Annotated in this window: 13 protein-coding genes and 1 pseudogene; all 14 read left to right on the forward strand. The window is 41.8% G+C overall.

Annotated features, from left to right (window positions below):
• Positions 1-370: 370 nt before the first annotated feature.
• Positions 371-499: pseudogene (locus V7K46_RS31655) on the forward strand (TOBE domain-containing protein); the annotation flags it as partial.
• A 291-nt stretch (positions 500-790) separates the two neighbouring features.
• Positions 791-949, forward strand: a complete 159-nt coding sequence (locus V7K46_RS31660) for a hypothetical protein (protein WP_335120374.1) — start codon at positions 791-793, stop codon at positions 947-949.
• Between the two features lie 80 nt (positions 950-1,029).
• Positions 1,030-1,743, forward strand: coding sequence for a 2OG-Fe(II) oxygenase (locus tag V7K46_RS31665; protein WP_335120376.1), 714 nt, complete (start codon positions 1,030-1,032; stop codon positions 1,741-1,743).
• Positions 1,744-2,253: 510 nt separating this feature from the next.
• A complete protein-coding gene (locus V7K46_RS31670; protein ID WP_335120378.1) occupies positions 2,254-3,075 on the forward strand; it encodes an NADPH-dependent oxidoreductase in 822 nt (273 codons plus the stop codon).
• A gap of 371 nt (positions 3,076-3,446) precedes the next feature.
• Positions 3,447-3,683: a hypothetical protein gene (locus V7K46_RS31675; protein ID WP_335120380.1), complete on the forward strand. Its 237-nt coding sequence runs from the start codon at positions 3,447-3,449 to the stop codon at positions 3,681-3,683.
• A gap of 135 nt (positions 3,684-3,818) precedes the next feature.
• The gene (locus V7K46_RS31680) at positions 3,819-4,280 is read left to right on the forward strand and encodes a phosphate-starvation-inducible PsiE family protein (protein ID WP_335120382.1); all 462 of its coding nucleotides are present in this window, start codon (positions 3,819-3,821) and stop codon (positions 4,278-4,280) included.
• 534 nt (positions 4,281-4,814) lie between these two features.
• A complete protein-coding gene (locus V7K46_RS31685; RefSeq protein WP_335120383.1) occupies positions 4,815-5,309 on the forward strand; it encodes a DUF2231 domain-containing protein in 495 nt (164 codons plus the stop codon).
• On the forward strand, positions 5,306-5,911 hold the full coding sequence (locus tag V7K46_RS31690; protein ID WP_335120385.1) for a DUF2231 domain-containing protein: 606 nt from the start codon (positions 5,306-5,308) through the stop codon (positions 5,909-5,911). Before V7K46_RS31685 ends, V7K46_RS31690 begins: the two co-directional genes overlap by 4 nt.
• Positions 5,912-5,979: 68 nt before the next feature.
• Positions 5,980-6,942, forward strand: coding sequence for a cytochrome c oxidase subunit II (locus V7K46_RS31695; protein WP_442939893.1), 963 nt, complete (start codon positions 5,980-5,982; stop codon positions 6,940-6,942).
• Positions 6,943-7,126: 184 nt separating this feature from the next.
• The gene (ctaD, locus tag V7K46_RS31700) at positions 7,127-8,776 is read left to right on the forward strand and encodes a cytochrome c oxidase subunit I (protein ID WP_335120390.1); all 1,650 of its coding nucleotides are present in this window, start codon (positions 7,127-7,129) and stop codon (positions 8,774-8,776) included.
• Positions 8,777-8,924: 148 nt separating this feature from the next.
• The gene (locus tag V7K46_RS31705; protein ID WP_335120392.1) at positions 8,925-9,527 is read left to right on the forward strand and encodes a cytochrome c oxidase subunit 3; all 603 of its coding nucleotides are present in this window, start codon (positions 8,925-8,927) and stop codon (positions 9,525-9,527) included.
• A gap of 413 nt (positions 9,528-9,940) precedes the next feature.
• Entirely contained in the window at positions 9,941-10,171 is a 231-nt protein-coding gene (locus V7K46_RS31710) for a hypothetical protein (protein WP_335120394.1), read from the forward strand.
• 27 nt (positions 10,172-10,198) lie between these two features.
• Positions 10,199-10,375: a hypothetical protein gene (locus V7K46_RS31715; protein WP_335120396.1), complete on the forward strand. Its 177-nt coding sequence runs from the start codon at positions 10,199-10,201 to the stop codon at positions 10,373-10,375.
• A 184-nt stretch (positions 10,376-10,559) separates the two neighbouring features.
• Positions 10,560-13,280, forward strand: a complete 2,721-nt coding sequence (locus V7K46_RS31720; RefSeq protein ID WP_335120398.1) for a TonB-dependent siderophore receptor — start codon at positions 10,560-10,562, stop codon at positions 13,278-13,280.
• Positions 13,281-13,456 lie beyond the last annotated feature (176 nt).

Consider the following 13,456-nt stretch of genomic DNA (forward strand, 5'->3'; position numbering starts at 1 on the left):
CAATCAGTGCTGGATGCTGTAAAGCATCAGTCAGTAAAAGTTAAGCGCAGTCTCACGGTTGAAGAACTTCTGAGTTTGGTTCCCCAAGGGTGAAGAGACACATCTACTGAAATATTACAGCAGTTTTCAGGTATTTAGACTATGACTGAAACTGGGAATGGAGAGTAGGGAGTAGGAAATGGTGTAGTTAAATTACTTGAAAAGCGCTGTAAGTTGCATTGTGTTTTTACCCAGAAGACTTGAATCAAAAGTGAAGTTGGTTAAGAACGCATAACAATTCCGTCTCTGGTTGGCGTAGGCGCAGCCCGCCGAAGGCATCGCAATTCTTATATCAACTGCTAAGATAATACCAACATAATTGGTATTATTTATGCCGAGAAAAGAGCAAGGATGGATCACTTTTCAATTGTCTTCAGAAGAACGGCAACTTCTAGAGCAGTACTGCTTGCAGTTCCAACGCACTAAGACTGATGTTTTGCGCTCCCTATTGCGTAGTCTCCAACCAAAACTACTAAAACAAGAGGGAAAGCAGTTTGATTCTGGGGAGATTGATCTTGACCTACTTTGAGCAGTGCTGAAGAATCGCTATCGGTAAAGCCAGTTGTCTTGTAGCCAAAGAAATTTGTAATGGGGTTGGTAATCCCTCTGAAATCGTAAAAAAGCGTTCAAGTTCAAAAGTTGATTATGACAAATCCTACAAAATTACAGCAGTTTTCATTCGCATGAAGTACAAAGTCACGGGTTTTGAGGCAGGGGGCAGGGGGCAGGAGGTAGAAACTTTTTATCTCTGATGAATCAGTCCTGGATTTTGTACCTCACTTACTTGCAATCTGCTGTATTGCGATCGGGTGAAATTCCTCTCAATTACAAAATCGATTGGAATGACTCTCTAACTGTTTCGGTGTTGAAACTTCTGCGGCTTGAGCCAAGCTTTTTGACGCAGAGGTAAATCGATTGGTGATCCTCTAATACCACTTGATGTCCAGGGTAATCATGATTGGTTAATTCTACTGAAGCATTTTTTCTACCATGCTTAATTTTGATTCTATTCATGCCACAACAATGCAAAAAGTCCCATACAATTGGGCTTTGATAAAAAACCTGCTTTCACCAGAAGCAAGCTTAGAACTAACTGCGAGTTTTCCCCATGAAGAGTTCCGCCTGTCAGAGGGAAAGGGATATGGATACTCCTGGGGAAAGATGCTAGCCACTAGCGAGGATATTTCCTTGATGCTCAAATCTAGTGATAATCGCTGGCGAGAGCGGATGGCACAAGGCAGACTTACTTATGACTTGAGACATCTTAGTAAAGTCTGGCGACAGTTGATAGAAGGACTGTGGACAGACTCTTACCGCGCAGCAATAGCCGAAATGTCTGGGTTGGAACTAAAAGACTGTGTGATGGATATTGGATTTCGGCGATACAACTCAGGGCATCTACATCACCCTCATACAGACGAGCCGAGCAAAGTTTTAACTCATCTGCTATTTTTCAATCAACAATGGTCTGGAGACTGGGGAGGCTGTTTGCGAATTCTCAAAGACTCCCAGGCGGAATCTGTCTTCCAAGATATTTTACCCTTGAGTGATTCCTCAGTTGCGATCGCGCGTTCTGACAATTCTTGGCACATGGTAACTCCGCTGACTTCGCCTGTATCTGAGTCTCGGCTAGCTTTACGAGTTGCTTTTTTTCGGAGCGATCGCCTAACTTCAGATTTTGGAGAAACCCAGCTAGCTGCGTAGCAGTTAAGTATTCTTCTATAAAGGCTTAATATGAATAAAGGGCGTTGCAGAGAAGTGGGATGAATTGGGGTAAGCAGGGGGAGAGATTTTATCAGTTGCTAAATCATCCTGCTTTCTCTGCAACACCGAATAAATGATTCTATGATTTCACGAACATTCTGTCCGAATGGTAATAAGTTAAACTGTATAGTAGCCTGTGTAAGGGTTGCTTTTAGGGCGGAGGGGCAAAGAGGCTTTAGCTTCAAATGATAGAGTATTATCCTCCTCTTGTTACTTCCCTCAGAAAAAATTCCGAAGTTCATATTTCAAAAGGCTTTTATCCATCAGATATCGATGGGCTTAACGAGTCAAACCTAACCAAGCTGAAATCCTTGATTAACACTGTCTTGCTTTTCTAAATTGACAGAATAAGGATCGTATCGATTTTTGTTAGTTAATCAACCTCCTTGTTTTTCGTCGTTGAGAGTCTCTTTGAAAACGTAAAAAAGTGTTGGAGTTCAAAAGTTGACTATGACTAATCCTACAGAGCTACTGCGATCGCGCTACGGTGAGATTCCCTTCAACTACGAAATTGACTGGAACGACTCTCTACAAACGCTACTAGCTCACTGTTCAGTTCGGTCTTATCTATCCGATCCTTTACCACCAGGAACTTTAGAATGGCTAGTTGCAGCTGCTCAATCTGCTGCTAGTTCAGCTAATTTGCAAACCTGGAGTGTGGTAGCGGTTGAAGATCCAGAGCGCAAAGCTGAATTATGCAAGCTGTCTAATAACCAAGCATGGGTTAATCAGGCTCCTGTATTTTTGGTTTGGTTAGCAGATTTAGGTCGTATGGCTCATATTGCTGATAGTCGCGGACTACCTCATGTGGCTCTAGATTACATAGAATTGTTGTTTAAAGCAGTAATCGATGCCTCGGTAGCAGCGCAAAATGCGACTCTAGCTGCTGAATCTATTGGTTTGGGAACGGTATATATTGGCGCAATCCGCAATAACACCCAAGAGGTGGCAACACTACTAAATTTACCACCTTTTGTGTTCCCCGTATTTGGATTGTCTGTAGGTTATCCCAATCCTGAAGTACAACCTGCTATTAAGCCGCGTTTACCACAGTCAGTTGTATTCCACCGAGAAACCTATAAATTAGCAGAACAAGATGAAGCGATCGCTCACTACAATGATATCATGAAAGAATTCTACACTCAACAACAGATGAATGCTGCTGTTGATTGGTCGCAAAACTCAGCCGAGCGAATCGCCACTTTAGACTATTTAAAAGGGTGCAAGTATTTGCGGGAAACTCTCAACAACTTCGGCTTCAAGTTGCTATAAAAGTCTTCACCGTTCGCCTTTGGTATCTTTGCTTAAGAGAAGACTTGTTATCGCTTCATTAAAGACCCAAAATCCTTACATACCCAAAGTTACACACTTCACACTCAGTCTCAAAAGATAATTTTGGTGCGTAAATCCTAAGGAATAAATAGACCTACCAACTCGTCAGCCCTAGCAATTTTCCTGCTTGAAACCTTTGTACTAATTTGGGAAATCTCAAGCCATTTAAGCAGTCAACAGGCAAATAAAATGGGTATTCCTGCAAGCTTTATCTTTCAAAAAAGGGCTGACTTGTAAGAATCGCTCTTTGAGAGAAAATTGCTGACCAAAAATGTAGAATTTACCCCGTAAAACCAAAGGAGCTTTAAACAATGAATATGAAGGAATTGTCTACCAAAGACCTCAACAAACTACGCTCTCAAGCCAAAATAATTGTGAATCGAGTGGAGATTTTCGTAGAAACTTTCTTATTAGAAACCTCTGTTGATGAGAAGATGATAAACGAAACCTTACAAGAGATCATCAAGGCTGCGAATAACTTAACAACCGCAGTATCCAAAATTAAAACTGTAGAAACCGTACATGGTGACTTGAACGGTTCAAAATAGTTTAATCGGGCTGAGTGGAACCCCATAGCTAAATAATGGGGATTGAATACAGTACTGAGTGCTGAGTATCTAGCATCGATTACTCAGCACTGTTTCAGTTATGGAGATCAATGAATCTAATTGTCAGGAAATATCATGCTCAAGGGGCTAATTTCAAACTTCAATAACTGGTTACAAAGAAATAAAATTGTCCGGAACCTGGAATTTTTTCAAGACTTTATTATCATTTCTCTCTGCCTTGGTCTATTCTGTGTGATGCTCATCCGATTAGGAGATATGTTCTTCTCCTTTTTGAGTCCATTAGATTTACGGCAAGTAACATCTGATATCCTGTTCATTTTGATTTTAGTAGAGTTGTTCCGCCTGTTAATCGATCATCTACAACAACAGAGGACATCCGTGACCGCAGCAGTAGAAATTACTATTGTTTCTGCTTTAAGAGAAGTGATTTTACGCGGTGTTCTCGAAATTCCCCGTGACCAAATTTATGGAATAGCTGTATTTCTAGTAGTTTTAACAGGAATTATGGTGGCTTTACCTTGGATATCTCGTTTTATTGAACAGGTAAAAATTGCTCATCCAGAAACAGCAGAATAAGCGCACCTGTTGGATAAAAGCTCTCTAGCTTCTGATTAATTGTAACTACAAATACTGTTTGAAAATTAGTTAGCGATCGCAAGTAAATTTAACAAAGGTATGATATTCTTTATATATGGAGAATCAAAAGTGCAAAATTCTTCAAAAAAATAAACTACACTCCAAGAGCAGCAATTCTTAGTATGAGCTTAGGGTACATAATAATGTCCAAAGCCCATTTAGTAAGATGGATTAGATTCCAAGCGATATTGTGGAGATTTAATATCCTTGTGTTTCTATTTCATACATTGATTGACTCCTTCATCAGCATTTACCAACGAGTAAAACTTTTTCGATAACTTGCTATTCTATATTCATTCCAGCGAGCTTTTGCCTATTATAATCAAGCTACTCTGTGAAAGAATTCTCCTCATCAGAATTGCTATTGTTATTTAGAAGGATTTAAAGTGCAATCTAAATTGTTGTAAAAATCAAAAGATTGTAAAGTATTGCTTGTTAAGCACTAAACACTAACTAACAGATGAGTAGAATACCATGCTTGAGAATCTTCTAAATAACCATAATTTACCGTATCCTGATACGATACATCCCATCATTGTCCATTTTGTGATTGCGATGGTATTGTTTGCCTTCTTGTGTGATGTCATTGGATACTTTACTAGCAACTACCGTCTTTTCAAGGTGAGTTGGTGGAATATGTTTTTCGCTACAATCTCCATCTTCATCGCTGTTATTTTTGGTCAATTTGAAGCAGGTTTAGCACAACCTTATAACGCAGCTCAACCAGTGCTTAATTTACATACGCTCCTTGGCTGGTCACTTGCAGGAATTCTCGCAGCTATTACAGCTTGGCGTTACGTGATTCATTGCCGCACTCCAGAAAAAATATCAGTTTATTACCTAGCAGCAGGTTTACTTTTAACTGTTTTGGTAGGCATACAAGTGTATTTCGGAGATGAATTAGTTTGGGTATATGGGCTACACACTGTACCAGTTGTTGAAGCCATAAAGGAAGGCTTACTGCAATGAATCCTGAAGTTATTGAGCAATTAAAGACTCACATGGGAGCAAATGGGTTGCCCTACACTATACCCATTCACCCAAATTTAGTTCATCTGACTCTAGCTTTGTTCATCCTTGGCATTACCTTTGATTTTATTGGTGCGTTCTTCCCCCTACAACAACCAATCTTCAAGTTTTTAGCAGTTCCTGCCACTCGTTCTAGCTTCTTTGATGCGGGCTGGTACAATATGCTAGGTTCGGCACTCATCACAATTTTTACAGTAGGAGCAGGTTTTTACGAAATCATGTTGGCAGAACCACTTACTGGGGTAAAGAGTGCCTGGGGATTGGAAGCGATGGAAACAATGCTTTGGCATGGAATGGGTGGTGTTTTTCTACTAGCGCTGATTCTTGGAATGACTATTTGGAGAGGATTTCAGCGTTATATTTGGCGTCAAGATAACAGTCAACAAGTACAGTGGACTTATTTAGTTTCTGGACTGTTCATTATGTTCATCATGTTCATCCACGGTACGCTAGGAGCGCAATTAGCTACTGAGTTTGGAGTTCACAACACTGCTGATATGTTGTTGCGCTTGGGTAAAGACCCCAACTTACTGCTGAAGTAATCGATGTTAGTCCTTTGTATGAGTACAGACGCGATTAATCGCGTCTTTGACCAATGAATTTTATGGCTATAAAAATCCAAAATATTTTGATCTTGAGTGCGATCGCGATCGCCTTAACTGCTGTTAGTCTTTGGATAGGAGAGTGGACATATTCCTGGATGCCTCCTCAAGCCGCAGCAGAATCGCGCCTCGTCGATAAATTGTTTAGTTTTTTAATCACGCTGGGAGCATTTATCTTCCTTGGAGTCACAGGAACACTTATCTACTCGGCGATTTTCCATCGAGCAGAGCAGTATGATACCAGCGATGGTCCCCCGATTGAAGGAAATATCCCACTAGAAATTGTCTGGACTGCAATTCCTGTATTGCTAGTGTTTTGGATTGCCAGCTACAGTTACCAAATCTACGAGCAAATGGGGATTCAAGGCCCAATGGAAGCTACGCATATGCATATTCCAGTCTTGATGAAATCGGCATCTGCTGCACCAATTAACGGGGATGCCGGGATAGTTTCTACCTCCCCGACTTCCTCAAGTGTATCAACTAATGCCACATCAAATGTAATCCCATTTGAAGACATTGAAGTTAATGCCAAACAGTGGGCTTGGGTTTTCCGCTATCCAAAAACAAGAATCACCAGCACCGAACTACATTTACCCGTCAATCATCGCATTCGTTTAGCTATGCAGTCCGAGGATGTTCTCCACGGTTTTTATATTCCTGCTTTCCGAGTCAAGCAAGACATTATTCCCAACCGCAACATTGATTTTGAATTCACTCCCATCCGTATTGGCAAATATCAATTGACCGATTCTGAATTTAGCGGTACTTACTTTGCAACCATGCAGGCAAATGTTGTTGTTGAGTCCCTTGAAGATTACAAGAAGTGGCTTACAGAAGCAGCAAACCGTAAACCATGTACTGCAAATAATCAAGCAGTTTCCGAATATGCCCAAGAATCAAAAGAATTAATCAAAGGCTGGGTTACGGTAGCACCCGCACAAGCCCCTGTAGTTAATTACAGCAATTAGTCGTAGGACGCGACGCCAGTCGCTACAACGGGGGGAACCCCCCTTCGGGTTCGGGGGTTCGCAATCGACGGGAACCGCCAAGACTGCGACCCCCTCACCGCAACGCGCTGGCTCATTAATCGCGTCTGTACAATGGTCATTGGTTTTGGACAAATGACAAATGATAAATAAAGGATAAAAGACAATGACAAATATTTCCGTTGAAGACATTACAGGTGACGCACCTCAACAGGAACCGAGAGCAGACTGGAAGCAATACTTTAGCTTCAGTACAGACCACAAAGTTATTGGTATTCAGTATATTGTTACCGCTTTCATTCTTTTTTTAGTTGGTGGCATATTTGCAATGATTATTCGTGGGGAATTAATTACCCCAGAATCAGACCTCGTTGACCGTAATGTTTATAATGCAATGTTCACCATGCACGGCACTGTGATGCTATTTGGATGGACATTCCCCATACTTACGGGTTTTGCTAACTATCTTGTACCTCTGATGATTGGGGCGCGAGATATGGCGTTTCCCAGACTTAATGCTGTTGCTTTCTGGATGATACCAGTCGCTGCTATCCTACTGATGGCTAGCTTCTTTATACCTGGCGGGCCAGCGCAAGCCGGTTGGTGGTCATACCCTCCCGTCAGCTTGCAAAACCCGACAGGAAACTTAATCAATGGTGAAGTAATCTGGCTTCTGGCAGTGGCAATATCAGGTGTTTCCTCAATTATGGCGGCGATTAACTTTGTCACCACAATTGTCACGATGCGCGCACCTGGTATGACACCCTTCCGTACGCCCATGTTTGTTTGGAACGTATTTAGTGCCCAGATTATCCAACTGTTTGGACTACCTGTTTTAACAGCAGGTGCAGTCATGCTTTTACTCGACTTAACAGTTGGAACTAGCTTTTTTGAACCCACCAAGGGAGGCGACCCAGTTCTATTTCAGCATTTTTTCTGGTTCTACTCTCATCCTGCTGTTTATGTGATCATTCTGCCAGTCTTCGGAGTATTTTCAGAGATATTCCCTGTTTTTGCTCGCAAACCTCTGTTTGGCTATAGAATTGTTGCTATTTCATCACTTCTGATTGCTGGAGTTAGCGGTATAGTCTGGGTACACCATATGTACGCTAGCGGTACTTCCGGCTGGATGCGGATGTTTTTCATGCTGACAACCATGTTCGTTTCTGTCCCTACTGGCATTAAGGTGTTTGCCTGGACTGCAACGATTTGGGGTGGCAAACTCCGATTTGATACACCAATGCTGTTTGCATTTGGTGCATTAATATTGTTTGTATTTGCAGGTATCACTGGCATTACCCTTTCCTCTGTTCCCATTGATGTCCATGTCAACAACACTTACTATGTGGTGGGTCACTTCCACTATGTTCTATATGGCACGGTAACAATGGGGATGTTTGCTGCTATTTACTTTTGGTTCCCCAAGATGACTGGACGTATGTATTACGAAGGCTTGGGCAAGTTGCACTTCTGGCTAGCGTTCATTGGTACTAACCTCAACTTCTTCCCAATGCACCCATTAGGATTACAGGGAATGTTGCGTCGAGTTTCTTCTTATGCCCCAGAGTATGAATTTTGGAATATTATCGCCAGTCTCGGCGGATTTTTGCTAGGTGTATCTACTTTGCCCTTTATTCTGAATATTATTGGTTCTTGGATACATGACAAGCAAGCACCAAAGAATCCTTGGCGAGCAATTGGACTGGAGTGGTTAGTTTCTTCACCACCTCCTGTCGAGAATTTTGAGGAAATCCCAGTTGTTGTGGGTGAACCCTACGGCTACGGTAAATCTGAACCATTAGTGGCCGAGCATTAGAGAGCAGGTCAAATGTTTGATTTGATTTTTAAACGCAGAGGTACGCAGAGGTTCACGCAGAGTGACGCAGAGAGTTTGAGATGAGGAATTAGGCGATCGCATTTTCTCTGTGTTTCTGCGTGAGATAAATACATAGGAGTTTCAAGCAATGGACAGTTCCATCATTTCAGAAGAATCAAATCATCACTCACACGAGCATACCCATGATGAAGAAGCCAGCAAGATGTTCGGCTTCATTGTCTTCTTACTGTCAGAGACTTTCATTTTCCTTGGTTTTTTTACAGCATATATTGTCTATAAAACAGCAAATCCTAACTGGCTACCAGCTGGTGTTTCTGGACTGGAAGTCACAGATCCGGCAATTAATACGGTAATTCTTGTTTCTAGTAGCTTTGTCATCTACTTGGCAGAACGCGCCCTTGCACGCCACGACTTGATAAAATTTCGTCAGTTTCTAATGCTTTCGATCGCAATGGGAAGTTACTTTTTAGTTGGACAAGCGATCGAGTGGAGCCATCTTTCTTTTGGCTTTACCACAGGTGTTTTTGGTGGAATGTTCTACTTACTGACAGGCTTCCACGGTTTACACGTTCTTACTGGTATTTTATTGCAGATACTTGTTTTTGGTCGCTCTTTCATTCCTGATAACTACGACACAGGTCATTTTGGTGTAAATGCCACTTCTATTTTCTGGCACTTTGTTGATGTCATCTGGATTGTTTTGTTTGTCCTGATTTATATCTGGCAATGACATTCCGTTGTCTCAGGTTTTGTGTGAAAAATAGCTATTAGGACTTACGCAACATTACTAAATTTCCTGTTGCGATCGCTCCAGCATTGAATAATAAAACAGGAGCCGTTGCCAAAAGAAGGAAGAATTTGCAATAGCAGAGCATATCCACGAATAATGTCAGCATTCGTCCGCGCATAATTGATGAAGTGATGAGTGCCAAGCACCTGAAAAAATAGTTGCCTTGATTTGTTCAATTTGCCTAATTAATGACTTAATTAAAATACCAAAGGCGTATTAGATATCATTGGAATCCTGAGATGCCGAACCATATCAGGACATCCCATGAGGGTTGTATTTTGCAACTAAACCAACAGACTTCAAGCAACTATACGATTTATGATCGACAATGTACTCTTGTACCTTAAAAGCCTATGCCAGTCGTATTTAATGTAGTAGATGTTGAAGACAAAGAGCATTATTTGAACTATGAAGAGATAGAGGAAACAAAGGTCGCTGATGAAGGATTATGCAACGATGATTACCTCGATGCTCAATGCTTTTTCATCCTCCTCAAAAATGGAGATATACTACTTCTAGAAATGGCTAGACAGAACCAAGTAAGTAAAAACTTCCTTTACCGCTTACTGATGCCAGGAGAATAGCCTCCTTTAATATCTAGGGCTGCCTGGATGCCGACCGTTGCTATTCTTAAATCCATCGTGGACACACGAACCTGTTGCGATCGCAGTTCATCAAAGACTGCGATCGCATTCCAGCAAGCATCTCTAAACTACGTCACAACAACTCAAACCAAGCGATCTAAAGCCATACCAGGACATTTGTTCTATGACGTCAAGTTCCTCTAAAGTAACGCCACACTGTGTAACAAATCAGACGCCAGCATCTTGTTAAGAATCTTTTTCATTATGAAAGTTGTCTGGAAAACAACATAAATGGTTGATTTCCTACTCAATCTTGCTTATACTTCACAATGTAAGTTTTACTTGCAAAGGTAAAGAATATTGGCGTGTAGATTGGTAGGAAAGTGGAATGATCAATTATTGGGGTATGTGCAATGGGTATTTGCCAAGTTTGGTAGCGAGTGTTTGTGTGGGTTTGGGTAGTAACCTAGTCAAGCAAGAGCCAACTCTTGCACAGTCCCCAGTGAATAAAGAAGCGATCACATGCGTAGTCAGAAAAACCTCTGTTCAATCTGCTTTAGTCACCAAGTCAATAAAGAAGCAATCGCAAACACCCATATCAGAAGTTCGCCAACTCAATTCTATAGAACGTTCTCTGAGCGGCACATTATATGTATTGAAGGTCAATAGAGTAAAGAACTTTATCGCTCAACTAAATCAACCCAGAACAGATGTAGTATCAATTACAGATGTGAAGGTGAATACCACTGATAAGGGGATAGAGTTAATTTTAGTTACGGCTAACTCCCAGAAATTGCAGGTTTCACGGAAGACCGAGGGTAACTCCTATATTATAGATATTCCCAATGCCAAGTTACAGCTTGCTGGTAGGGAGAGTTTCCGACAAGCAAAGCCAGTAGCAGGTATTACTGAAGTAATAGTTACAAATACTTCTGACAACACCTTACGATTGACAATTGTGGGGAACCAGAGTCCGCCACAGGTGGAGTTGTTTGATAGTGTTACTGAGGGTTTAGTGTTTAAGGTAAATACGACAGCTTCTCTACGAGAGGCTACGCCAACAACGGCACAGCAGCCAACAACTACGCCTGAGGACAACCAAGAGCCAATAGAACTAGTAGTAACTGGTACTCCAGACACTAGGTATCAGGTTCCCGATGCGACTGTGGGGACTCGGACTAATAGGCGGGTACAGGACATTCCTCAGTCGATTCAGGTGGTTCCCCGGCAGAGTTGGCAGGATGAAGGAGCCGTTAACACCATTGATGCTTTAAGAAGCGTTGGTGTTATCCAAGGTTTCAATTCGCCGACCAATGGTGATGTCTTTACAATTAGAGGCTTTCAGACAAGCAACCTCCTTCGCAACGGTCTTAAGGACTATACAGCAGGAGCTATATCAGGACAAACTCAACTCGCCAACATTGAAAGGTTAGAAGTTCTCAGAGGATCAGCCTCTGTCCTTTACGGTCAAGGCAATCCGGGTGGCACGATTAACTTTGTTACGAAGCAGCCGTTGAGTGAACCTTACTTCGCCACCAGTATGACTTTTGGTAGTTATAGTTTTTATCAACCAACTTTAGATATTTCTGGTCCTCTCAATTCTGACAAAACGCTCCTTTATCGTTTAAATGCTTCTTACATCACCACAGAAAGTTTTATTGACTTTTTTTACAATCAGCGTTACATTATTGCACCCGTTCTGAGTTGGCAAATAAGTAAGAATACGAAGCTGACTTTTGAAAGCGAGTTCCGAGACCAGCAGCAGTACCCCAGAACAGGGCTACCTGCTGTAGGAACTGTCTTGCCTAACCCAAATGGAGAGATTCCGCTCAGTCTTAACACATCAGATGAAGATGCCAGAAACAACCGTCGTTCCATTCTATTAAGCTATAACTTTGAACATCGCTTTAGTGATAATTGGTCTTTGGTGAATGCTTTCCTTGTTAGGTCTATAAGATATAGAACAGATAGTGCCAATTCTGGCTCTCTACGAGCTGATGGTCGGACTCTAAATCGCACACAGCAAAACTATATAGGAGCGCCTGGTGCCGATGAAGAGTATGCTTTAGACAACCATGTGGTAGGCAAATTTAAAACTGGTAGCCTTCAGCATGAATTAGTTGCTGGCTTTGACTTGTACAGAGACATTAGTCAGTTCGATCAGACAATGCGCGCTATTGGTTCTATAGATGTGTTCAACCCTGTCTATGGTCAGCCCGTCGGTCGTCTTCTTTCTAGAATTAATCAAAAAACCAAAAATGATCAGATCGGCTTTTATGTTCAAGATATAGTCACACTTACTAATAATCTTAACTTGCTTCTCGGTGGACGCGGAGATTTTATCGATAATAAAGTTACCAACTTTTTAAATACAAGTGCGAATCAAAGTCAATCAGACTTTGCATTTAGTCCTCGTGTAGGTCTTGTTTATAAACCTATCCAACCCGTCTCACTCTATGCTAGCTATAGTGAATCCTTCTCCCAAAATGTTGGAACCACATTTGGGGGTAGTTTATTTCAACCCAGTACTGGCACTCAATACGAAGTGGGAGTTAAAGCTGATTTCCTTAGCGGCAGGCTATCTTCAACCCTTGCTTTGTATCAACTGACTTTATCCAATGTTTTGACGCCTGATCCTAATCGTCCCACCACATTTAATATCCAAACGGGAGAGCAACGCAGCCGGGGCATTGAACTCAATGTCACAGGGGAGATATTGCCAGGCTGGAATGTGATTGCCTCCTATGCTTACACGGATGGAGAGGTGACAAAGGACGAGCGATACATTGGCAATCGACTAGTGAACGTCCCTGAGAATAGCGCGAGTTTGTGGACGACTTACACCTTTGCCAAGGGGAATTTGCAAGGGTTAGGGTTTGGACTGGGTTTGTTCTATGTCGGCGAACGGCAGGGGGATCTGACAAACTCGTTCAGTGTACCCAGTTATTTACGTACTGATGCAGCTGTCTACTACCAAAGAGGCCACCTTGGCATCGCACTCAACCTCAAGAATTTGTTCAATGTTCAGTATTTCATCCCCCGAACTATTAACCTTGTTTATCCTGAAGATCCATTTATTGTGCAGGGGACAGTGAGTTGGAAATTTTGACAAAAGAAAGCTTTATGGCAAAGGAATTTGTTCAAAACCTAGAAAGTTCACTCTGCCTCTTGCACAGCCTTTTTTGCGATCGCTCTAACATCACCTGTATCTTCTTGACTGTATATGCCTAAGTTCTGCTTTGTTGTGCTGCTTACGCTCTTGGTGATTTCTGCTTGCAGCTCCTT

Origin of the sequence: Nostoc sp. (genome assembly GCF_036917395.1) — a bacterium.
In the GTDB taxonomy this organism is placed as follows: Bacteria; Cyanobacteriota; Cyanobacteriia; order Cyanobacteriales; family Nostocaceae; genus Nostoc.